Annotated in this window: 18 protein-coding genes and 3 pseudogenes; 17 read left to right on the plus strand and 4 right to left on the minus strand. The window is 60.4% G+C overall.

The window, feature by feature from the left end; genetic code table 11:
• The first annotated feature begins 112 nt into the window (after positions 1–112).
• The 3 genes from guaB to HLH27_RS07450 all read left to right on the plus strand — a co-directional run bounded on the left by guaB (position 113) and on the right by HLH27_RS07450 (position 4,885).
• A complete protein-coding gene (guaB, locus tag HLH27_RS07440) occupies positions 113–1,615 on the plus strand; it encodes an IMP dehydrogenase (protein ID WP_182949158.1) in 1,503 nt (500 codons plus the stop codon).
• 39 nt (positions 1,616–1,654) lie between these two features.
• Positions 1,655–2,947: an RsmB/NOP family class I SAM-dependent RNA methyltransferase gene (locus tag HLH27_RS07445; protein WP_182949160.1), complete on the plus strand. Its 1,293-nt coding sequence runs from the start codon at positions 1,655–1,657 to the stop codon at positions 2,945–2,947.
• A gap of 99 nt (positions 2,948–3,046) precedes the next feature.
• Positions 3,047–4,885 (plus strand): cation:proton antiporter, encoded by a 1,839-nt coding sequence (locus HLH27_RS07450; RefSeq protein WP_182949163.1) that lies wholly within the window; start codon positions 3,047–3,049, stop codon positions 4,883–4,885.
• 39 nt (positions 4,886–4,924) lie between these two features.
• Here the strand turns inward: HLH27_RS07450 and HLH27_RS07455 are convergent, their stop codons facing one another.
• Entirely contained in the window at positions 4,925–5,383 is a 459-nt protein-coding gene (locus HLH27_RS07455; RefSeq protein ID WP_182949165.1) for a L,D-transpeptidase family protein, read from the minus strand.
• Between the two features lie 258 nt (positions 5,384–5,641).
• Here HLH27_RS07455 and HLH27_RS07460 point away from each other — a divergent pair, with 258 nt between their 5' ends.
• Positions 5,642–6,358, plus strand: coding sequence for a response regulator transcription factor (locus HLH27_RS07460; protein WP_182949305.1), 717 nt, complete (start codon positions 5,642–5,644; stop codon positions 6,356–6,358).
• 133 nt (positions 6,359–6,491) lie between these two features.
• Here the strand turns inward: HLH27_RS07460 and HLH27_RS07465 are convergent.
• Positions 6,492–7,263: pseudogene (locus HLH27_RS07465) on the minus strand (GDP-mannose 4,6-dehydratase).
• 398 nt (positions 7,264–7,661) lie between these two features.
• Between HLH27_RS07465 and HLH27_RS07470 the strand changes: the two are divergent.
• Complete coding sequence (locus HLH27_RS07470; protein ID WP_182949167.1) at positions 7,662–9,167, plus strand: polysaccharide pyruvyl transferase family protein; 1,506 nt, start codon at positions 7,662–7,664, stop codon at positions 9,165–9,167.
• 30 nt (positions 9,168–9,197) lie between these two features.
• On the opposite strand, the gene HLH27_RS07475 is transcribed toward HLH27_RS07470, so the two are convergent.
• Positions 9,198–10,610, minus strand: coding sequence for a glycosyl hydrolase family 28-related protein (locus tag HLH27_RS07475; RefSeq protein WP_182949169.1), 1,413 nt, complete (start codon positions 10,608–10,610; stop codon positions 9,198–9,200).
• 484 nt (positions 10,611–11,094) lie between these two features.
• Here HLH27_RS07475 and HLH27_RS07480 point away from each other — a divergent pair, with 484 nt between their 5' ends.
• The 12 genes and pseudogenes from HLH27_RS07480 (at position 11,095) to HLH27_RS17055 (ending at position 19,950) form a co-directional block, all read left to right on the plus strand.
• Positions 11,095–11,673, plus strand: a complete 579-nt coding sequence (locus tag HLH27_RS07480) for a D-glycero-alpha-D-manno-heptose-1,7-bisphosphate 7-phosphatase (protein WP_182949171.1) — start codon at positions 11,095–11,097, stop codon at positions 11,671–11,673.
• Entirely contained in the window at positions 11,670–13,124 is a 1,455-nt protein-coding gene (rfaE1, locus tag HLH27_RS07485) for a D-glycero-beta-D-manno-heptose-7-phosphate kinase (RefSeq protein WP_182949173.1), read from the plus strand. Before HLH27_RS07480 ends, rfaE1 begins: the two co-directional genes overlap by 4 nt.
• Before the next feature lie 102 nt (positions 13,125–13,226).
• The gene (locus tag HLH27_RS07490; RefSeq protein WP_275943894.1) at positions 13,227–14,345 is read left to right on the plus strand and encodes an AGE family epimerase/isomerase; all 1,119 of its coding nucleotides are present in this window, start codon (positions 13,227–13,229) and stop codon (positions 14,343–14,345) included.
• Between the two features lie 47 nt (positions 14,346–14,392).
• On the plus strand, positions 14,393–15,268 hold the full coding sequence (locus HLH27_RS07495) for a hypothetical protein (RefSeq protein ID WP_182949175.1): 876 nt from the start codon (positions 14,393–14,395) through the stop codon (positions 15,266–15,268).
• A 292-nt stretch (positions 15,269–15,560) separates the two neighbouring features.
• Positions 15,561–17,687 carry a glycosyltransferase family 9 protein gene (locus HLH27_RS07500; RefSeq protein ID WP_182949177.1) on the plus strand — a complete coding sequence of 709 codons (2,127 nt, stop codon included), beginning with the start codon at positions 15,561–15,563 and terminating at the stop codon, positions 17,685–17,687.
• Between the two features lie 335 nt (positions 17,688–18,022).
• Entirely contained in the window at positions 18,023–18,289 is a 267-nt protein-coding gene (locus HLH27_RS07505; protein WP_182949178.1) for a transposase, read from the plus strand.
• Positions 18,290–18,369: 80 nt separating this feature from the next.
• Positions 18,370–18,519, plus strand: a pseudogene (gene tnpB, locus HLH27_RS17325) (IS66 family insertion sequence element accessory protein TnpB); the annotation flags it as partial.
• Positions 18,520–18,559: 40 nt separating this feature from the next.
• Positions 18,560–18,655: an IS66 family insertion sequence element accessory protein TnpB gene (gene tnpB / locus HLH27_RS17330; protein ID WP_408870816.1), complete on the plus strand. Its 96-nt coding sequence runs from the start codon at positions 18,560–18,562 to the stop codon at positions 18,653–18,655.
• 104 nt (positions 18,656–18,759) lie between these two features.
• Positions 18,760–19,092 (plus strand): IS66 family transposase, encoded by a 333-nt coding sequence (locus HLH27_RS17045; RefSeq protein WP_246375601.1) that lies wholly within the window; start codon positions 18,760–18,762, stop codon positions 19,090–19,092.
• Positions 19,016–19,201, plus strand: a pseudogene (locus HLH27_RS17050) (IS66 family transposase); the annotation flags it as partial. The gene HLH27_RS17045 and the pseudogene HLH27_RS17050, both read left to right, overlap by 77 nt.
• Positions 19,202–19,403: 202 nt before the next feature.
• Positions 19,404–19,550, plus strand: coding sequence for a hypothetical protein (locus tag HLH27_RS17335; RefSeq protein ID WP_408870817.1), 147 nt, complete (start codon positions 19,404–19,406; stop codon positions 19,548–19,550).
• Positions 19,489–19,950: an IS66 family transposase gene (locus HLH27_RS17055; protein WP_275943895.1), complete on the plus strand. Its 462-nt coding sequence runs from the start codon at positions 19,489–19,491 to the stop codon at positions 19,948–19,950. The genes HLH27_RS17335 and HLH27_RS17055 overlap by 62 nt, the downstream gene beginning before the upstream one ends.
• Before the next feature lie 19 nt (positions 19,951–19,969).
• Here HLH27_RS17055 and HLH27_RS07520 read toward each other — a convergent pair whose 3' ends face one another.
• The gene (locus HLH27_RS07520; RefSeq protein WP_182949180.1) at positions 19,970–21,805 is read right to left on the minus strand and encodes a glycosyltransferase family 9 protein; all 1,836 of its coding nucleotides are present in this window, start codon (positions 21,803–21,805) and stop codon (positions 19,970–19,972) included.
• Between the last annotated feature and the right edge of the window lie 152 nt (positions 21,806–21,957).

The following is a 21,957-nucleotide window of genomic DNA, read 5'->3' on the forward strand; positions in this document are numbered from 1 at the left end:
TTCTGCTCTCCTTTTTCTTGCCACGATCCGATTCGCATCTTATGTGGAAGCGCCAACGGTCGGGTACCCGAGGCACTGGGACCCCTGCAACGGTAGATGAGGTTCCAGCACGATGTCTTCCCCCAGCCATCAGCATTCCGTATCCCGTGTCGAGGAGCGCATTCGCGAGGCCCTGGCATTCGACGACGTTCTGGTTGTTCCCGCGGAATCGCGGGTTCTGCCCGGGCAGACATCCACCGGCAGCCGCCTGACGCGCCGCATCGGCCTGAACATTCCGCTGATTTCGGCGGCGATGGACACTGTGACCGAGGATGCGATGGCCATCGCCATGGCCCAGCAGGGCGGCATGGGCGTGATCCACAAGAATCTGTCGATCGACGAGCAGGCCGAGCATGTCCGGCGCGTGAAGCGCTACGAATCGGGCATGGTCGTCAACCCCGTGACCGTGTGGCCCGACCAGACCCTGGCCGACGTCAATGCCATCATGACGCGCCACGGCATCAGCGGCCTGCCGGTGATCGAGCGCGACACCAAGCGGCTGGTCGGCGTGCTGACCAACCGCGACGTGCGCTTCGCCACCGACCCGAACCAGCGGGTCGACGAGCTGATGACGCGCGACAATCTCGTGACCGTCCGCGCCGATGTCGGCCGGGAGGAGGCCCGCCAGCTTCTGCACCGCCGCCGGATCGAGAAGCTGCTGGTGGTCGATGACGAAAATCGCTGCATCGGGCTGATCACCGTCAAGGACATGGAAAAGTCGGTTCTGTATCCGCTGGCCAACAAGGACGAGATGGGGCGCCTGCGCTGCGCCGCCGCGACCGGCGTGGGCGAGGACGGGTTCAACCGTGCCCGCGCGCTGATCGAGGCCGGGGTGGACGTGGTCGTGGTCGACACCGCGCATGGCCATTCGGCCGGCGTGATGGAGGCCGTGGCGCGGGTCAAGGCGCTGGACGACCGCATCCAGGTGGTTGCCGGCAATGTCGCGACGCCCGAGGCGGCCATTGCCCTGATCGAGGCCGGCGCCGACTGCGTGAAGGTGGGAATCGGTCCGGGGTCGATCTGCACCACGCGCGTCGTGGCCGGCGTGGGCGTGCCCCAGTTTACCGCGGTGATGGAAACGGCTGTGGCCTGCCATGAGCGCGATATTCCGGTGATTGCCGATGGCGGCATCCGCACCTCGGGCGATATCGTCAAGGCGATCGGTGCCGGGGCCGATGTCGTGATGGTCGGCTCGCTGCTGGCCGGCACCGCGGAGGCGCCGGGCGAAGTGTTCCTGTATGAAGGGCGCTCGTACAAATCCTATCGCGGCATGGGCAGTCTGGGCGCCATGGCGCGTGGGTCGGCCGACCGGTATTTCCAGCAGGAAATCAAGGAAACCCACAAGATGGTCCCCGAGGGGATCGAGGGACGCGTGGCCTTCAAGGGCGGCATGGATGCGGTGGTGCATCAGTTGGTCGGTGGCCTGCGGGCCGGCATGGGCTATACCGGCTCGGCGACCGTTGCCGACCTTCAGGTGCGCGCGCGCTTCCGCCGGATTACCGGGGCCGGTCTGCGCGAGAGCCATGTCCATGACGTGGCGATCACGCGTGAAGCGCCGAACTATCGGCGCGACTGATCCCACCCTCGATCGCCATCTCCGACTGACAGGACGACTATGACGCCCAGCGCGCGGCTTGCTGCCGCCATCGATCTGCTGTCGGAGATGGAGGCGACGCCGCGTCGTCCCGCCGACGCCGTTGCCAACGCCTTCTTTCGCGAGCGCCGCTATATCGGCGGCGGGGACCGCCGTGCGGTGTCCGAACGGGTCTGGGCCGTGCTGCGGCACTGGCGCCATCTTGGCTGGTGGCTGGAGCAGGCGGGGGTGCCGGCCACCCCGCGCACGCGCCTGATTGCCGCCATGCAGCTGATGCCCCGGCCGGGTGAGGCCCCGGTGGTCCTGTTTTCGGGTGACCGGTACGGGCCCGCGCCGCTGACGGCGGCCGAGCAGGAACTGGGCGCCCGACTACGCGGCCAGGCGCTCGCCGACCCCGCGATGCCGCAGGCGGTCCGGCTGGAAGTGCCGGACTGGCTGCTGCCGCGGCTGGCCGAGACGTTCGGTGCCGCGCTGGAGGATGAGGTCTCGGCGCTGGCGGGCGAGGCGACGCTGGACCTGCGGGTCAATCTGCTAAAGACGACGCGCCAGGAAGCGGCGCGCCTGCTGGCGGAAGGGGGCATCCACGCCGAGGAGACGGATCTTTCCCCCTGGGGGCTGCGCGTACCGGGGCGGCAGCCGGTGACGGCGACGGCGGCCTTCAAGGCCGGCCTGGTGGAAATCCAGGACGAAGGCAGCCAGATCGTGGTGGCGGCGGCCGATGCGCGCCCGGGCATGCGCGTGCTGGATTACTGCGCGGGTGCTGCCGGCAAGACGCTGGGCATGGCCATGACCATGCAGAATCGTGGCCATATCGTGGCCTGCGATGTGTCCGAGCCCCGGCTGGAGGGCGCGGTGCGCCGGCTGCGCCGGGCTGGGGTCCATAACGCGGAGCGGCATCTGCTGGTGCCGGGCGACCGCTGGGCGCGGCGGCGGGCCGGCAGTTTCGACCGGGTGCTGGTCGATGCGCCCTGTACCGGCACCGGCACCTGGCGCCGCAATCCGGACGCGCGGCTGCGCCTGACCGAGCGGGACCTGGAGGAACTGACGGCGAAACAGGCCGAGATCCTGTCGACCGCCGCCACGCTGGTGCGGCCGGGCGGGCGGCTGATCTATGCCACCTGTTCGGTGCTGCGCGAGGAAAACCAGGACCGGATCGCGTCGTTCCTGGCGGCATCGCCGCAATTCCGCCGGGCCCAGCCGGAGCCCGATTGCGGCCTGCCGCCCGATCTGGCGCAGGAGGGGATGATCGCGCTGTCGCCCCTGCGCCACGGCACCGACGGGTTCTTCGCGGCCGTTCTGGAACGGGTGGGCTGAAAGACCGCGCCGTACCGGCGCGGCGTCCTATCCTGCTCACGTCGCACGACATAATCTGGTACTCTCCGGTTCTTCGAACCAACCGTCCGGGATAGGTGTATGCAGGATAATCTGGCCATTGGGATCTTGTGCGTTCTGGGTGGTGGCATCGGGGCCCAGTGGGTTGCCTGGCGGTTTCGGCTGCCTGCCATCGTCCTGCTGTTCGCACTGGGGCTGATCTATGGCCCCGGGCTGAACCTGCTGCATCCGTCGGCGGCGATCGGCCCCTATTTCCACCCGATGGTCTCGCTGGCTGTTGCCTTCATCGTGTTCGAGGGCGGGCTGGGGCTGGATTTCCGCCAGTGGCGCGCGGCGGGCGAGGGGGTGCTGCGCCTGACGGTGGTGGCGCTGCCGATCAACCTGGTGCTGGGGACGCTGGCGGCCCATTTCGTCGGGCATCTGCATTGGGGCGCATCCTGGCTGTTCGGCGCCATCATCGTGGTCACGGGGCCGACCGTGGTGCTGCCGCTGCTGCGCCACACCAAGCTGCGGCCCCGGGTGGCGGCCTTCCTGCGGTGGGAGGCGATCCTGAACGACCCGGTCGGTGCCATCCTCGCGACGCTGGTGCTGGAGTTCCTGATGATCCAGGGCAACCGGCATTCGGGGATGTTCGTGGCCGAAATCGTGCCGCACCTGCTGTTCGCCACCATGATGGGGCTGGGCTGCGGCGTCTTTCCGGCGGTGCTGGTGCGCTTTCTCTCCCGGCGCGACCTGATCCCGGAAATCCTGCGGATTCCGATCATTCTGACGCTGGCGATGAGCGTCTTTGCCATCTGCAATTTCTTCATGGAAGGCGCGGGGCTGATGGCGGCCACCGTCTTCGGCATGGCGCTGGCGAACCTGCATGTGCTGGGCATGAGCGAGTTGCGGCGCATCAAGGAATCGCTGGGCGTGCTGGTCGTGTCGTGCCTGTTCGTCATGCTGACGGCCGACCTGCATCGCGAGGTGCTGGCCCGGCTGTCGCTGCCGATCGTGGCCATGACGCTGACGGTGCTGTTCGTGGTGCGGCCGGTCGGCATCCTGCTTTCGACCATGCGTTCCGGCCTGTCGTGGCAGGAGCGGCTGTTCGTCGGCTGGATCGCGCCGCGCGGTATCGTCGCCGCCGCCGTGGCGGGGGCGGCGGGGCTGCAACTGAGCGATGCCGGTTATCCCAGTGCGGACCTGGTGATGCCCGGCGTGTTCGCGCTGATCGCGACGACCATGATCCTGCATGGTTTTTCTCTTCGCCCGATCGCCCGCGCCCTGCGGCTGACCTTGTCGGACGACCCCGCGCTGGCCATCGTGGGGGCCAGCGCCTGGTCCACCGACCTGGCGGGGGTAGTGCATCGCCTGGGTTGCCCGGTGGTGCTGGTGGATACCTATGCCGGCGCGCTGGCGGCGGCGATGCGGGCGGGCATTCCCACCTTGCGGGCGGAGCTGCTGTCCGACGAAGGGATGGAAAGCCTGGAGGAGCGGCCGGCCGACTATCTGATCGCCGCCACGCCCGACTCAATCTATAACGGGCTGGTCTGCGCCCGGCTGGCTCCCGATTTCGGGCGCCAGCGCGTGTTCCAGGTCAGCCCCGGCGTGGCGCGGCTGGATCTGTATCGTGGGTTGAGTCGCGATTCGCGCGGGCGGGTGCTGGGAGAACCGGCATGGAACTTCACGCTGTTCGAAACCCTGTTCGAACGCGGGTGGCGCTTTCGCGCCATGCCGCCCGTTCCGGCGCCTGCGGCCGGTGGGGCCGCCGTGCCGTCGAGCTCGGCCGACGGCAACCGGCTGATGATCCTGACCCTTCGCAAGGGAACCGCGATCTGGATCTGCTCGGCCGAGGATGCGACGCCGGTGGAGCCCATGGCCGGTGACATCGATGTGGTCATGGAGCCTCCTGCGCCCCCGGAACAGACCGGACTGGCCTGAGAGCCTGTCTGGAAATGCGTGACTGGCGGCTACGTGCCGTCAGGTGGGCGGGAGGACTTCGATTTCCGACAGGCCGGCCGCGAGCAGGCGGCGCAGGTCTGCCTCATGCAAGGCGATGCAGCCTTCGGTCGGTTTCCGGTCGGGCGATTGCAGATGCAGGAAGATGGCCGATCCACGGTCGGCGACCGGAGGAGAGTCGTTGTAGCCTAGGACGATCACGATATTGTAAACGTCATCGTCACGCCACATCCGCTCGTGGCGGGCGGGGTGCGGCAGCGTGACCGGGCGGTTGTAGTCGGCATGGGTGGGGTCGTCGCACCAGCCGTCATTCGGTGCCAGGGGCTCGACCGGCAGATGGCTGGCGGGCGCGGGAACCCGGTCCGCGCGATACAGGACCCGCCGTAGCGCCAGCTTGCCCGCCGGGGTGGCGTGATCGCCCTCCTGCTTGTGGACGCGGACGCCAGCGGCGCCGATGATGGCCGGGATTTCCTCGCCCATGCAATGCAGGCGTGCGTCGGACCCTGTATTTGTTTTTAGTAACGCGCGTATCATGAATCGCTCCAACTGGATCGCTTTTTGCCCTGAATCGGTTCTAGACTATCGGGCCTGAGATCTGGATACGGCGGATGTGACCGGGATGGGGAGTGAGGTGTCATATCGGCTGAGCCGGGTGCTGCCGTTTCCATCCCGGGGATGATATAGGATAAAGATGCCGACCCCGCGTGAATGGGGCCCGGTCAAAATAAAGAGGGTTCGATGGCAGGTGCGCGTCCCATTCTGATAGTGGATGACGATCAGACGTTACGTCATATGCTCGTCGAACAATTGCAGCTGGAGGGAGAATTCCAGGCGATCGAGGCCGAGTCGGTGGCTGATGCCTGGGAGAAGCTGAACGCGCCCGGAGCCCGTTTTGATGCCATCATCCTGGATGTAACGCTGCCCGACGGCGATGGCCGTGATTTCTGCGCCGAGCTGCGGCGGCAGGGAAAGCGGATTCCGATCATCATCCTGACCGGTTCGGACGAAGAGACGGATGTAGTGCGCGGGCTTGATGCCGGTGCGAACGACTATGTCGCCAAGCCGTTCCGCATTGCCGAGCTGCTGGCGCGGCTGCGCGCCCAGATGCGCATCTTCGAGAACAGCGAGGATGCCGTGTTCTCGATCGGGCCGTATGTCTTCCGCCCCTCGGCCAAGCTGCTGCAGGAACCCGCCCGCAACCGCCGGATCCGCTTGACGGAAAAGGAAGCGGCGATCCTGAAGTTCCTCTATCGGGCCGGGACGCGGCCCGTGCCGCGCCAGGTTCTGCTGAACGAGGTCTGGGGCTATAACGCCGCCGTCACCACCCATACGCTGGAAACCCATATCTACCGCCTGCGACAGAAGATCGAGCCCGATCCGACCAATGCGTCGCTGCTGGTGACCGAGGGCGGTGGTTATCGTCTTGATCCGGAAGGAGGCGTGCGGGCGTCCTGATCGCGTTTCCTCTGGCGCGCAGCCGGGCGCCGATCGAAAAGATATGCGGTCCTGTCGTTTTGCCAGGCTGTCGCACGCGATCGGGTGACCACGCCAAGGCGCGTGCGGTTTTCGATTCTCGACGAAGCCACGATCACCTGCGGTACCCCTCCGGGTGATCGACGCGCCACTGAAAGGCGGTTTCGATGATCGTGTCGAGATCGGCAAAGCGGGGCGTCCAGCCGGTTTCCCGGCGAATGCGCGAGGAATCGGCAACCAGCACGCTGGGATCGCCCTCACGACGCGGGGCCCCCTCCCAAGACAAGTCGTGGCCCGAAATCTGCGCGACGCTATCGCGGATGCCGGTGTCATCGGGGGGCAGGTAGTCATTTCCGAACAGCTTCAGCGCCGGGCGCCGGCCCGGGGCTGCGTCGATGGTCAGAGGGATCAGATGCGTCTCCGGACGGCGATCCTCGCCGAGCCGGCCTTTGGCATCGGCGCCGGCGGCGTTGAAGTAGCACAGGCAGGCGTGGCGCATGCCGTGGATGCGATCCGCCCACAGAAGCGCGCATTCGATGAAGAACTTGCTTTCTCCGTATGGCGAACCGGGGTCGATGCGGGCATCGTCGGTGATCGGCGGGGGCCTGCTGTCCCCGCCGAACAGCGCCGCGCGGTGGAGGAGAGGACAAAGCGTTTGACGCCATGTCCGGCACAGGCTTCGATCAGATTGAGGGATGTGACCGTGTTGAGGCGCAGATAATGATACGGCTCGGCCATGGATGTTCCGACCAACGACAGCGCGACGAAATGCAGAACGGCATCCCACGGTCCCTCGGCCACGATGGGCTAGTATGGTCGGCGTCCAGCAGGCTGACAGCGACATGACTGCCGACGAAGCCGGCGCCGGCAGTAATAAGACAACGCATGACGGAGTCCCTTTCGGTAACTGGTTACAAAGTCAATCCAGCGTGCAGACGGCAATGAACACGATGCCCGAGCGAGGCGGATTATGGAGGGCATCGTCTAATGTGGCGAGACGGCGCCATTCATGGAAGAAGCAAGGGGCCGGGCGGATGTGTGCCTGGGGAATTCCGCACGCGGCTGAGTCGGCGGTTGAATTCAATATTTAAATATAATTACTGAAAATCACACGATGATAGCAGATAATTTTGGATTTTTATTTTAATTATTTGAAAAAGAGACGAAAAGTCGTTGCTTTTTTCAGAAAGTGACCATCTCACTTTGATACAAGTGAAGACTTGCAGAATGTAATTTCAATTCTATAATAAAAAAGAAAACAATAATTGGTGGCTGCTGAAAGATCATGGACAAAAAACTTCACGGGGTATTCCTGCGAGATAAACCACCTCATACCTATACGGCAAATGCCGGAGATCTTCTAATCAGTAACGGTGTGAAGGAGTTATTTGATATAAAATATGATATTTCTGTTTATTGGAAAAATAGATCATTTTATATCGAAGATGATTTTCCGGATAGGGTAGATATGTTGGTGTACGCTGGCATGCCGCAATTCGGTGCTCGGAATCGGCTCAGTGACCAGGAGAAAATCTGGCGGTCTTTGCTTGAACAGTTCGCAAGAGAAACACCGGCTTTCAACGTGGGCGGCGGGACAGGCTACTCGATACGAGGCAATCGCCTCGTTATTGCCAGCGATATGGTGAGGTATCGGACGAATCGGGATTTTTACACGTCACAACAGAATGTACTCTTCCTGCCTCGAGATCCGCTGAGCTGGCACTTTCTCGACATGCTCGGTCTGGATCCAACGCTTCTGCTGTGTCCGTCAGGTTATAATCCGCCTGTGCAGGCAGAGCCGGCTTATGAAATTGCGATTAACGTCATGCCTCCGGATCATGAGGTATTCGCAGATGATCTGGCCGACAGGCGGGAGGATTACGTGGATCTCGTAAGATCCGTCGTTTCCCGATATCCAGATGCCCTTTTCATCTGCCACGAAGAGACGGATATTCTCTTTATCCGTTCCTTGGGGGGCGCTCATGTTGTTATACCGGGCTCTGCCCCAGAACTTGTTGAGGCTTACAGCAAGGCTCGTAAAGTTGTATCCTTTCGAGTGCATGGTACAGTCGCGGCGCTGTTGTGTCGGTCCCAGGTGCTGCATTTCTCGATCGATGGCCGATCGGACCTTTTGACGCCGTATATGGCCGGTGGCCTATGGAAATACGACCTGTTGCGTCATGACAGGGCGTACCATACGTCTCTGCTTGAGACCTTTCTTGGCGAAGATACAGTCGTGGATGTCGCGCCAATCGTCACGGGTCAGCGGGACATGGCCCTCGATCGGATCGAAGCAAGGTTCGGGAAGAACCCTGCTAACAGTTCCGACGCTCCCGTGAGAACGCTCATTGTCGATCCGGACAAGGTCGGAACGCTTGCCCGCGATGATGAGATCATCCTGACTCATCGACGCTTCCATCATCGAGGAGAGGATTATGGTGACCATTCCCTGATCTTCGCTATTGCGAAAACCGAGGGGCATGCTGTCTATGGACCATATATCACTGTTCCGGAGGGGCGTTATCGCTTGATTTTTGATTGCGAGTTTCTTGGTCGATTTGACGGAAATCTGCCGGTTGATCTGGTCTACGACGTCGTTGACGATGCATCTGCGTTCCGGGAGAGTACGCGTGTGCCATTGCGTGATGCGCTGATCCAGAAAAGGATCGCGATGCTGGAATTCACAACAGACCGTGCAAACGCCTCGCTTGAGTTCCGGATCTATATCGACGGGCATATGCCGGATCTGGAGATGCAATTCTACGGCGTGCGACTGAGAAAACTGGACTGAGAAGCCCTGCTGGCGGAACGCGTCATGGGATTATTCCGGCGTGTTCCCCGTCACGATATTGGTCGTATTTCGCGTAGGCGGCATGATGACCCCCTTTATACAACCACGAAAGATGTTGTTCTGGATCGATGCGTAGTCAATGCCCTCGTCGATCCGAACACCGACCATGGAGGTTTCCGCTTTCTCCTTGTAACCCGTGCAGAAATTTGTCCCGTTCACGATCGTGGCTCCCTTCGATACATGGCTGGACGGTCTCGCTGAGATGTGCAGTCCGGCATGTCGCGCCCCAGCATGCGTTGTCCCTTCGGTGCCGCAGCCAATGACGTCTCCGCCCGAGAGTTTGAAATCCAACACGGAATCTATGATGCAGTCGTGCCGCGCATTGGCAATATAGGGATTGTCAAGCTCCACATGCGCGGAACCAGAGTCATTCGCGTCACGAAAGACCATGAGATTGTCGGGCGGTCCATAGCCGTAGCATTGATACGCGCTGGCATGAAAATGCACGATGTCGAGTGCCAGGATACAAGCCGAATCGCCCGGATCGCCTGCGGCATTGATCTCGCTTTCCAAGCGATAGAGATCGATGAATTGAGGGCAGGTTCCGATGTCATGGGAAAGTTCGCGGGGACAGTCGGTCTTTACCGCGATATGAGTTTGATTACAGGTGCCGTTCCGCACCCAAACTGTGGCGACGAAGCCGGTCACATGGATACATCCTCCGGGGACGACGTGGCCCGAGAGTGCTTCATCTACATGAAAATCCGTAAGGTCGACCACGTCCAGCCTCGTCGTGCAATTTCCGATATCGGCATTGCAGTTCTTGCCACTCGTGTCGCCGCTGAAGGTAAAGGCGTAGCCGTTGCTAACCGCTTGGGTCACGAAGACGTCGTGGAAATGGATGTGAAAGCCAGCATAGACCCAGAACGCGTTTTGTGCGCCGGCGACGAAGACATTCTCAACGAGACAGCCCCAACAATGATCAAAGCGCACTGCCGGACCCGATTGCGGCTGACTTGCCATGCTGTTGTCTCGAAACAGGAAGGCGATATCGCGGATAGCGCCACCATAAAAATAGCGGTCCCCTGGCCGTACCGGAGCCGCGAAACGAAAGATAGGCTCTCGTCCGCTGCCGACAATGACGAAGCGCGTACCGCCACGTTGCTGTGCCCCTCCACCATTACCCACGAGTGCGATGCCAGGGCAGGGAATCGTAATCGGCGCATTCGCGGCGACGGCATAATCTCCCGCCGGAAAGTGGATTTGACCCCTGTTGGGCCGGGAGCAGGACGCCACGATTGCCCGAGCGATCGCAGCGTTGTCGGGAGTGACGCCATCGCCCTTTGCGCCGAAATCCAGGACGGTAACAGCCTCGGCTGCCGACCGTAGAGGGCCGCCGCCGTCATCGGACTGCGAACCGGTGGCGAAGGTGATCACCATCATGGCGGTCAGTCCAAGAGTGATCCTCCAGACTATTCGGGAAAACCGTGAGTTGGCTCTCTTTCCTCCCGACTCATTCATCAGATTGTCCTTTCTTCTCCAGATCGCACCGGGATCATGCCGGACTGCTGCTGGGCATTTTCGGAATGGGTGTCCTCATGCGCAAAGATATGTCGCGACCTGACGTGCCCGGAACGGGCGGATAAAGACAATGTGAATGAGGCGGTCGAACGAGGGAAAGGGTCGGACTCTCGCTGATGGAAGGATTGCCGGCGGAAGAACTCGCATCGTTGTACGCGATATATATCTCCCGGTCCGAACGATATGGTGGCCGAGGCGCCTCCGCACTATAATGACATAAAGGAAGCCGTCTCCGCTTGCACCGGAGATGCTGTTTGCATTACCACGATGAGGTGATCGATGCCCTCGATGGCATCGTCGAAGGGCGCCGCTTGGGGATACGATCAGGCGTGAAATGAGGTGCTTAATGGGCGTGTCTGTCTTGCCGAATGGCGCTCATAGGGAAGACGGAGGGGGAGTAATCCTCCAGCCTGCCATATTCCTTGATCGCGACGGCGTGCTCAACGTCGATACGGGCTATCCGCACTGCCTGGAAGACATGGTACTCATTCCTGGCGCGGCGCGGGCCATCGCACTGGCGAAAAAGCTGGGCTATTTGACCGTCGTCGTCACGAACCAGTCCGGCGTCGCGCGCGGACTGTTCGGCGAGGATGACGTCGCGCGGTTCAATGCACATTTGGCCCGCGCACTTGCTTCGGAAGGCGGTTCGATCGACGCTTTCTATGTTTGTCCATACCATCCGGATGCCATAATTGAATCTTACCGTTGCGACCATCCGGATCGCAAGCCGAATCCCGGTATGATTCTTCGGGCCATTGCCGATTTGCCAATCGACCGTGCGAAGTCGTTCCTGATCGGCGACAAGCAGACCGATATCGATGCTGCGGCGGCGGCCGGAATCGCGGGCCAGCTTTTTCCAGGAGGCGATTTGTCCACCTTCCTTTCTTCTTTCCTCTCTGTGACGGTCACTGGAACAGGCTCATGATTAATGATTTCACTTTTGGGCGGGTGGCGATCATCGGCGACCTCCTTCTTGACTGCTATATCCATGGTTCGGTAGGCCGGATTTCCCCCGAGGCACCTGTGCCCGTGCTGCTGCGCGCCCATCAGACTGCCGTTCCTGGAGGCGCGGCCAACGTGGCGATGAATGCCGCGACGCTTGGTTGTTCCGTCACATTGGTTGGTCTGGTCGGCCAAGATGAATCGGCGGAGGCGCTGAGGGCTGTACTCGTGGGGACACCTGGTATCGACATTGCCGGGATTGTGGCCGATCCGGATTGGACGACAATTACCAAGACACGCGTCCTTAGCGGGCGCCAGCAGATCGTGCGGATCGACGATGAGCGGATCGAATTGCCGACGGAAGCGACGCGTAGCCGGCTTATCGAGGCCGCGCGCATCGCTATCGACAAGGCTGACGTCGTCGTATGTTCGGACTATGCCAAAGGCGTGCTCACCGATGACGTTTTGGCAGCGGTGATTGCCATCGCGAGCGCGCGAGGCGTTCCCGTGATCGTCGATCCCAAACGCAAGGATTTTTCGGCCTATCGTGGCGCCTTCCTCGTTACGCCCAATCGTAACGAACTTGCCGAAGCAACCGGGTTGCCGTTACGCACCGATGACGAGATTGAGCAAGCTGTTCGTGTGGTCTCAGCACAGTTCGGCGGTAATGTTCTGGTGACGCGATCGGAAGAGGGTATGACCCTGTTCCGACGTGAGGGGCAAGTCACCCATGTCCACGCGCATAAATCGGAAGTCTACGACGTATCCGGGGCAGGGGACACGGTGGTCGCGACGGTGGCCAGCGTGCTTTCGGCGGGTCAGGACCTGGAAACGGCTGTCGTCATCGCCACGAGTGCGGCCTCGATTGTCGTCAGTAAGCTCGGCACGGCGACAGTCTCGCGCGCCGAATTGAGCGCCGCATTGATGGCGGAAATGAAGGAGAGCGGAGCAACCGTCGCGCTCGGTCGCGCCAGCGCCATTATCGATGAGTGGCACCATCATGGCGCTCGGGTGGTGTTCACCAACGGCTGTTTTGACCTCGTGCATCCCGGTCATATCGCGCTGATCCGAGCGGCAGCCGGCCACGGCGACAAACTGATCGTTGCCATCAACAGCGACGCTTCGGTCAAGCGGTTGAAGGGGGCTAGCCGCCCGCTTCAGGACGAGCAGGCGCGGGCGACCGTTATCGGCGCGCTTCGCGACGTGGATCTGGTCGTAGTCTTTGATGAGGACACGCCGCTCGAAACCATCCAGGCCCTTCGGCCAGACGTTGTTGTCAAGGGTGCTGACTATCAGGAACATGAGGTCGTTGGCGGCGATTTCGTGAAATCTTATGGTGGTTCCGTCGTACTCGTCGACCTTATTTCCGGACGCTCGACGACCTCCATTGTCCAGAAAATGCAGGGCGTGCCTATGGCGCAGGCCGCAGTTTAAGGTATGAACCAAATAATCATGCCAGAATATGATAATGCTTCGGTGTGTCCGTCCACGAACGGAACGCCCCCGAACGTGGCTTGGAGAGACTGGCTCGTCTCCATGGCACTGCCTTTATGGTGCGGTGACGGTTTCGATCACCATCGCGGCCTTTTCCACGAGCGCCTCGCTTGGGACGGAAGTCCGGTGCCCATGGGGGCGCTACGCCTGATGGTCCAGGCCCGTCAAGTCGCGACCTATTGCCGTGCCGCTCTCGACGGCCTTCATGACATTTCGCAGGCGGCGGTACGCTGCCTCGACATAGTGGAGCGCCTCTACCACGGCAGCGACGGCTCGCCTGGCTGGATCTTCTCGCTGTCGGCAGATGGGGCCCCAGCGGATCGGCGGCGTGATCTCTATGCCCATGCTTTCATACTATTTGCGTATGGCTGGGCGATCCGCCTGACCGGCGAAGATCGCTATCGGCGCATCGCTCGCCGCACGGCCGACGAGATCGAGCGCATTTTTGCGGCCGAAAATGGCGGTTATAAGGATGTCGTTCCGGCGATGGACGAGCTACGTCGGCAAAATCCGCACATGCATTTGCTTGAAGCTTATCTCGTTTTGTTCGAGGTGACAGGCGATGCATTCTATCATGATCGGATCCGCGCTCTCACGAAGCTCGGCCTCGATCATCTGATCGATCCTCGGTCGGGCCTGCTGCTTGAATTTTTCGACTGCGGGTGGCTGCCGTCCGAGCCTGCGGGCCGGAATAGGGTCGAACCGGGACATCTTTTCGAATGGGCATGGCTACTGCATGAATATGAGCGCCTTGCCGCGCCAGGCGGAGCAGAGGCGGACCTGCTGCATGCGACGACGGAGCGGTTGTTTCATGTGGGGCTGTCTAAGGGGAGCGATCCATCACGTACCGGCTTCGTGTATGACGCGATGACCGATGACGGCGTCGTCTTCGAGCGATCCACCCGCATCTGGCCTCAAACGGAGCTATTACGCTTGCTTTGCCGCCGACGCGATCTAGGCAGGAATGACGGTGTGCTGACACATCGCATCAGCCTGGGGTTTCTCGAGCGCTACGCCCCAGTCCGTCTGGGGGGGGGATGGATTGATCGCCTTGACGAGGCGGGCGCGCCTCTCGTCGATCATATGCCTGCCAGTTCGCTTTATCATATCTATGGGGCGGGCCGAGAAATGGTACGGTTCGAGACGGTATTGCCGGATTAGGACAGTTTCCGCCCGAACAGATTCACAGGATGCTCCCGGAGAGAGGCATGGCGAGGAAACCAGTTCGCAGACAGAAGGCGTCCGATACCCAGTTTTCCGGAACGAAAAAAGGCCGGCTGCTAGCACTGATGGACAAGCTGAGCGGTGGCGAGGGGGAAGCTTTCCTGTCCCGACTCCATGACGGACCCGAGACTGTGGAAGCGCTCGCGGCCGAGATCGCGAGTGGGCCGTCGGTCGAGATTTTGTCAAAACTGGCTCGGACGAATACCGGCGGCATAGACTGGGTCACGCAAGCGGATTATGAATATGTCGGTTTACCACCGGATGCTTCGCGGTGCGATTTTCGCACGGGCTTTGAGACCTATCTGCGCGGGCGTCTCGGTAAGCGGGCGGATGGCTTCGCTGCGATCTTTGATGCGCTCGATCCGCATGCGAACCCCCTGATCATCGAGACGGGGTGTCTCCGCGTTCCAGGTAACTGGGAGGGAGATGGACAAAGTACCTTCCAGTTCGACTGGTATGTCCGCGAACGTCAGGGGCGGGTCGTTACGATCGACGTCAACGAACGCAGCATCGACAGCGCCAGGCGTGCGTGCAGCAGCGCCACGAGTACTATCCTGAATGACTCGGTCGCTGCTCTCGATATGCTCGGGGCGATAGCGGGGGAGCCAGCCGCGCTGATCTATCTTGATTCGTTTGACCTCGACATCGCGAATCCGATGCCGAGCGCGATTCATCATGCCATGGAGGTCATGGCAGCTCGCCGGCTTATCGGTTCGGGGACGATTGTGTGCATTGACGACTTTGACGTCGCCCCCCTCGGGCTGGGTGGCAAAGGGTTGATCGTCAATCAATTTCTTACGACAATTGGGGCTACCGTTCTCTATTGCGGGTATCAGAAGGTCTGGCGCGTCACGTCCTGACGTGACATGTGACATGTGACATAGACTTCTGATATTCGTAACCTGCTAAAGTGTTTACAATGAGTTTTTGTTTCATGATGCTATTGAGTTTCAATTCATATAGAGAGAAGAAGTTGAGACATTATCAAAGTTATTTAAAAAAGAGTTGAGGGTGAATGGACGAATGATAGACCGACCATAGCCATCGGGAGGATATGTTTAACACGAATCATCGGTGCAGGGCAGGCTTCCTGTGAAAAACACAACGACTTTCACATCGGCAATATTCAATCGAGAACAGACAGGTGATTTCTTGACAAAGAGTAAGTCCCACTTCCTACATATCGTCGATAACCTGCGGCTCCTCGGCAAGGCAACCCGGCGCGACATTCTGCGGCGGGCCGAAGCAGCGCGTGAGCAGAAGCGTTACGTGGTAGCTGCTGAACTCTACGAGGAAGTTCTGCGTTGCGGCGGCGTTACGGCGGGGACTCTTCTTCAGGCCGGGCATATGCATAAGGAGGCGCGCGATTTTCCCGCCGCCGAAGAGCGATATCTCCAAGCTGATGCGCTAGACGCAGACAATAAGGAAATTCTCCTGCAACTGGGCCATTTCTACAAGACGGTTGGCCGCTTCAAGGACGCTGAGCGGTATTATCAGCGATCGTTGATCGTTGCGCCGGACTGGGATGAACCTCGCCGCGAACTTAAGAATCTGAGGTCAAGTTTCGAACTTCAACGCGAGGAGGAACGCCAGCAGATCGAGGCAGAGAAGCTGCTTCTTGCTCGTGGCGACGAGATCGACAATCCCACGCTCAACCCGCTGGTAGATCCGGAGATCTTTGCCCGTAGCAAGGACGAACTCTATATCGAGCATCGCGAGGCCTTCGTTTTTACGCGAAATGGGCTCAATCAGATTACCCGTTGGGGCCGGGGGGCGACTGTCCGGGGCGTAGATTGTCTGCGCGGCTATATCGTCTCGGACATTCTTTATACCCATATCGAAATTTTTCTTGATGGGAAACGGATCTACAAGGGCGACCTTATCGCTGCCCCACAGCGCCGGGAAAAGACGAACAGGAACATCAAGAAATATGTATATAATGCGTGGATAGATTTTAGTGACGTCTCAAGAGGCTGGCACGACCTCGTGTTCCGCGCCGTGAACATCCGCGGCGACATGCGAGAGGGAGTGGATTGGCGGCGCGATCGAATCATCGTCGCCGATCCGGTGGACTCAGTGTTGTTCGGCGATTCCGACGGAGTGGTGGCACCGCCCGACCCGAACTCATCTAGGTCGCTTGTCGAGCAGATCAATGGACGTCCGAGCGTCGTTCACAAATGCTCGCCCAACTCGCTGCCATTCAAGCCGAAGCATATCGCCGTACTTCGTCCCGACCAGCTTGGCGACATGGTGGTGTCGGTGCCGGCGCTCATGCGTCTGAAGGAGATCTTCCCGGACACGAAGATCACCGGATTGCTCAGTCACGCGAATGAGGGCCTTGCACGCACATTGGGCGTGTTCGACGATATCGTTATCGTCGATTTTCCGGATGACCCCTACCAGCAGATGCGCGTCATGGAGCGTGAGGGGCAGGAAGCCCTGATGCGCCAACTCGAGCCATACAAATTTGACCTCGTCATCGACATGCCTGTCAGCGGCAATTCGTTCCGACTGCTGCCGCTGGTGGGGGCTCCGCTTACAGTCGGCTTCGGTGGTAGTCTTAAATCAATCGAAGTCAGTATTTCCAGTCATGACCCCCGCACGGGCAATGACTTCATGAAGCATTCGGCGCGTACCCGGATGCTCGTTGAAGCTCTTGCCTTGTCCGTAAACAGCGGCGCGAAGATTGTCCGGCGCGACGATCTCTCACGCACTTCATTAATTTCCTACGGTCTGTTGGAGGATGTCGATTATGTGGTCCTCCACAGTGGCTCGCGGATCAAGTTCACACAATGGCCGCATTATACTGACCTTGCCCGCAAGATCGTCGAGGAACTCGGCAAGGTTGTTGTCTTCATGGCGGAGACGGAGGACCAGAAAGCCCTTTTGCCCGCGCCGATGCTGGCCGACGGGCGCATCATTTATATCAATCAGAAGCTTCCATTTGACGATTTCGACGCCTTTTTATCCTTTGCTTCAGTTTTCGTCGGCAATGATTCCGGCCCCAAACACCTAGCTTCACTGCGGGGCGCACAAGTGGTGAGCATTCATTCTTCCCGGATTGGCTGGGTTGAATGGGGTCAGGAACTGACGGGAGTAGCCATTAGCCGGCGTGTGCCATGTGCTGGCTGTTCATTGCATCATGACTACGAAGAATGTGGGCATGATGTAGCATGCATTAAATACATCACGGTGGACGAGGTTTTCGGCGAAGTAAAAAAAATGCTTCTGGAACCGAAAGAAAAAGGAAAAATGTCTGTATTGGGACAAGTTGGTTAGCCCCAAACGCACATGTTGGTAGGGAGGCACGTTGCGGCAATGATCGTTTCGTAGCTACCCTACACATGGAGAAAGCATGCGCAATATTTTAGTATTCTGTTAATCCAAGAAATTCTCATGAGAATTTCTTGGATAGGCCGCTAGATTGCGGATAATTAATTCTCATAACCTTTGGTGTCGAGGAACACGCCGACGTCATCAGACGTGTCGACACGACGACAACCCAGCATAGCTCATTTAGAGTATCCGTCCGGTGAAAGCCGCCTTGCTGTGGTGAACGGTGATTTCTGATCTTAAGAGCGAGCTTAAGGACGTTTTTAAGAGCGGAAGATCGGATGGAAATCATCACGGGTATGGAAAGGCGGAGCGTGGAGGAGAAGCTCCGGCTTGTTGTGGAGGGTGATGCGCCGGTCAACAGCGTGACGCGGGTTTCGCGGCTGTATGATATTAGCCGGGCTCTGCTCTGGACGTGGCGGCGGCAACTGCGGCGGGGTGAGCTTGGCGGCAGGACGGATCAGGAATTCCTGGCGGTAACGATCCCGGCCTTGCCGTCCGGTCTAGCATTGCCCGATGGGGGCACTGACGCGGGGCTGGAGATTTAGCTGCCTGATGGGTTGCACCTGCGCGTGACGGCCAGGAAGGATCTTGGTCTGGTCGAGCGTGTGCTGACGCTGCTGCGACGATGATCCCGGTTCCATCGGGCGGTCAGGTCTGGCTGGCGATGGGTTCGACGGACATGCGCCTTGGCATGCCGGGCTTGGCGCTGCGGGTGCAGGAGACTCTGGGCCGCAATCCGCATGCGGGCGGTCTTTACGTGTTCCGGGGCCGGCGCGGCGACCTGATCAAGGTTCCTCCGGCACGACGGGCTGGGCATGTCGCTCTACGCCAAGAGGCTGGAACGCGGCCGGTTCATCTGGCCGTCTCCGGCAGATGGCGTGGTGGCTCTTTCTGCCGCCCAGCTCGGTTAACCTTGCTGGAAGGGATCGACTGGCGGCATCCGCAGCGCGTATGGCGGCCGGAATTGGCGGGCTGACGCGGTTGCTGATACCCAACCGGGCCGATCCGTGTTTTTATGGTCGACATGGAAACCGACAGGTCGGAAATTGATCGGCTACGGGCGGTCCTGGCGGCGTCCGAGGCGGCATGCCAGGAAGCGGAACAGTGCGCCACGGGTGCCGAGGCGATGGTCGCGCACCCGAAGCTGCTGATCGCCAAGATATGGCTGGACCGCTTCGGCGCGTCCTCGGAGCGCGGCCGGCGTCTGGTCGACCAGTTGGAACTCGAACTCGAGGATCTGGAAGCGGCAATCGCCGAGGATGATCCGTCCAATGTGCCGGGCGCCGCGATTGTCTCGCCTGAAGTGGTATCCGAACGGCAGCGCCCCGCGTCGGCCCTTTCCTGCTGATCTGCCGCGTGAGCGGGTCGTCATCCCCGCGCCCGCGCGTTGTCCGTGCTGTGGTTCATCCCGTCTGGCGAAGTTGGGCGAGAGCGTCACCGAGACGCTTGAGGTGATCCCGCGCCGGTTCAAGGTGATCCAGACGGTGTGGGAGAGATTCTCCTGCCGGGACTGCGAGAGCATCACCCAGCCGCCGGCACCGTTCCATCCGATCACCCTGGGCTGCGCTGGACCATGGCTGCTCTCGACGATCCTAACCGGCAAAGTTTGCCGATCACCTGCCGCTGACCCGCCAGAGCGAGGCCTTTGCCCGCGAAGGGATCGACCTCGACACTTCCACGCTGGCCGACTGGGTGGGGGCGAGCACTGCCACCCTGGCGCCGCTGCTCGCGCTGGTCCGCGCCCATGTGCTGGCGGCGGAACGGCGGACCGGCACCGCCCGCTGCCTGGTTCCGCTACTCCCGTGATCGCAAGGGCAAACATCCCACGGACCATCTCGCCGGCTGGAGCGGCATCCTGCAATCCGACGCCTATGGTGGCTATAACCGGCTGTTCGACGCCGACCGCAAACCCGCGCCCGTCATATCGGCGGGATGCTGGGCTCACGCGCGGCGCGGCCTATTCAAGCTGGCCGAACTCGGTAAGGCACCGCTCGCCGTGGAAGCCGTGCGTAGGATCGACGCGATCTTCGAGGCCGAGCGCGCCGTCAATGCCGCAACGCTGGTGCAGCGTCTCGCCGCGCGGCAGGAGCACATCGCGCCCATGGTCGATGACCTGCTGGCTTGGATGCGTGAGAGTTGTGCCCGCCTGTCAAAGAAGGTTCCCGTTGCCGCGGCCATGGCCTACAGCAGATTGATCCGGGTTTAATTACCCACGCGGTACACGGTCAATCAGACCGGGTGTCCCCCTTCCCATAAGCAATTTCTTCCAGTGCGGCCTCCAGGACGGTTGCGACGGGTACCGACACGACGCACGCCGCGTCCATGCCACAGGCATGCCGGTCGTTCAGGCCACAACCGGCGCAGGGAACGCGGCGCGAGAGAATGACACCACCGCGATTCTGCCCCCATTCCTGCCAGTTCACGCGCGGGATGGCGATGCTGACGACATTAACGCCCCGGGTGGCCGCCAGGTGCTTTGGTCCGGTATCGTTGGCGACCAGAAGCAGGGTATGCGACAGAAGCGTATCGAATGCATTCATGTCGATGGATGGCATCAGTTTGACGCCATCCAGGCCCTCGCATTGCGCTTTTATGGCGTCCGTCAGATCATCCTTGTCGATGAACAACAGAATCGGAATGCGCGCGACGGCCTGGAAATCTGCGCAAAATGCTAGGAAATTGGGCAGCGGCCATCGATTGATGGGATGGCGTGCGCCCGAATGCACGACAATGTATCCCTTCTTCTCCACCCCATGATCGCCAAGAATGGAGGCGTCACTGTTCGACGGAAGGCGGGGGACGACAGTTTGGCGCATGTGCATCGCACCCTCGAGGGCGGAGACCAGCATGCTGACATGGGCCGCGTGATTGACGACGGCCTTGCGATTTATCTTGTCGCGTGAGGTAACTTCGATACCGAAATCAATGAAAGGAAACTGGCCGGGTTTGAAGCTCACCCTATAGCGTGCGGCGCACAGCAGCATCAGGGGCTGACTTTCGGTTCCGGGAGAAAGGTCGATCGCCAGATCGAACTCTCGCCCGCGCAGGCTGTCGCGCACCGCATGTTCGGCCTCGGCGGTCAGGAAGCGCCGCTCGGTTCTGCTGTTGTAGGAGAGCGAGAGCGAAAGATATTCGTCGGCAACCCCCGAGGCGACCAGAACGGGCGCAATGGCCTTTTGCGACAGGACGGTGATGCGCGCTTCGGGGAAGAGCGTCCTCAGTCGCGCCATGGCGGGCAGCGAGGCCGAAACGTCTCCCAACTGGTCCGTACGCAGGATCAGAATGGAGCGGATAGCACCGGAAAAAATCTGCCTCTGGGGTCGATGCCGCTCGACCGGCAAGGACAGGACGTGATCGATCGTCCCCATCGTCTTGTCAGATGGGGAGGGAACGAAGGCATCAGAATCCTGGATGCCGTCGGGAAGGCAGGCGGCAATATCCTCCTGCGGCCGGATAGTTACGAAGCGACGAATGTGCCCGGCATGACGCGAGCCTGCATAAATATTGAGATGCAATTTCTGTCGGCCAACCGGCAGGCGGGCGGTATCCACCCAAGCGTTGACAACCCAAATTTTCAGGGAGCCGATCTTGCGGACCGGGACCGGGGTAGCCATGGCAATATCAGTTGTGGCGCCATCGGGATTGACACAGGCTCGCGTTAGGTCATGGCGCGACAAAACGAGAACACGAAAAGCGATCACGCCTGATAAAATCGGGAGACCGGTTGCCGCCTTCATGCTTCCGATCTGGATCAGTGTGATACGCGTTCTGAAGGCGACAAACAAAAAGATGAACGCGTAACAGAGTGTGGACAATAGCCTGTCGACGCGGGGAAGTTTCTGGCTGATTGCGGGTACGAGACGTGTCAGGAACCATTTGACGTTGCGTGGCAAGGGAAGTGTCATCAGATCGGAAAACGGCGACTGCGTTTCTCTGTCGCTCAGAGAGGGCAGGGGGGCATCCGGGTCCGTATCCAACCCCTGATAGGAGGCTGCGGAACAGGCACGCGTGTCGAGCGTACTTTGGGGCGGCTCGGGATACCCGCTCGTCTGTTTTACCATCGTTCTTAGTAGAATTCCGTTTTTGAGCCTGCTTCAGAAAGCGCCCATGCCTCTGCCTAAGGCGCCTTTTGGTCACTTGCTCCGGTGTTGAAAGTAAGTGTCTCCCCTGTCGCCAGGCTGGGGTATCGAGAGAAGGCACGATGCATTCCCCA

Origin of the sequence: Gluconacetobacter takamatsuzukensis, assembly GCF_014174275.1 — a bacterium.
Classification (GTDB): Bacteria; Pseudomonadota; Alphaproteobacteria; order Acetobacterales; family Acetobacteraceae; genus Gluconacetobacter; species Gluconacetobacter takamatsuzukensis.

Excerpts from the sequence above, each read along its gene's own strand:
- HLH27_RS07455 (WP_182949165.1), bottom strand. The coding sequence starts at position 5,383 with ATGGGCGAGGAAATCCCGGCCATCATCGGCGCCGCTGGCGTCCGCGTC.
- HLH27_RS07475 (WP_182949169.1), bottom strand. The coding sequence starts at position 10,610 with ATGATGGTGATCACCTTCGCCACCGGTTCGCAGTCCGATGACGGCGGC.
- HLH27_RS07505 (WP_182949178.1), top strand. The coding sequence starts at position 18,023 with ATGGAAATCATCACGGGTATGGAAAGGCGGAGCGTGGAGGAGAAGCTC.
- HLH27_RS17045 (WP_246375601.1), top strand. The coding sequence starts at position 18,760 with ATGGTCGACATGGAAACCGACAGGTCGGAAATTGATCGGCTACGGGCG.
- HLH27_RS07495 (WP_182949175.1), top strand. The coding sequence starts at position 14,393 with ATGGCGAGGAAACCAGTTCGCAGACAGAAGGCGTCCGATACCCAGTTT.
- HLH27_RS17055 (WP_275943895.1), top strand. The coding sequence starts at position 19,489 with ATGTGCTGGCGGCGGAACGGCGGACCGGCACCGCCCGCTGCCTGGTTC.
- HLH27_RS07450 (WP_182949163.1), top strand. The coding sequence starts at position 3,047 with ATGCAGGATAATCTGGCCATTGGGATCTTGTGCGTTCTGGGTGGTGGC.
- rfaE1 (WP_182949173.1), top strand. The coding sequence starts at position 11,670 with ATGATTAATGATTTCACTTTTGGGCGGGTGGCGATCATCGGCGACCTC.
- HLH27_RS07490 (WP_275943894.1), top strand. The coding sequence starts at position 13,227 with ATGGCACTGCCTTTATGGTGCGGTGACGGTTTCGATCACCATCGCGGC.
- HLH27_RS07480 (WP_182949171.1), top strand. The coding sequence starts at position 11,095 with ATGGGCGTGTCTGTCTTGCCGAATGGCGCTCATAGGGAAGACGGAGGG.
- HLH27_RS07520 (WP_182949180.1), bottom strand. The coding sequence starts at position 21,805 with ATGGTAAAACAGACGAGCGGGTATCCCGAGCCGCCCCAAAGTACGCTC.
- HLH27_RS07470 (WP_182949167.1), top strand. The coding sequence starts at position 7,662 with ATGGACAAAAAACTTCACGGGGTATTCCTGCGAGATAAACCACCTCAT.
- HLH27_RS07445 (WP_182949160.1), top strand. The coding sequence starts at position 1,655 with ATGACGCCCAGCGCGCGGCTTGCTGCCGCCATCGATCTGCTGTCGGAG.
- guaB (WP_182949158.1), top strand. The coding sequence starts at position 113 with ATGTCTTCCCCCAGCCATCAGCATTCCGTATCCCGTGTCGAGGAGCGC.
- HLH27_RS07460 (WP_182949305.1), top strand. The coding sequence starts at position 5,642 with ATGGCAGGTGCGCGTCCCATTCTGATAGTGGATGACGATCAGACGTTA.
- tnpB (WP_408870816.1), top strand. The coding sequence starts at position 18,560 with ATGTCGCTCTACGCCAAGAGGCTGGAACGCGGCCGGTTCATCTGGCCG.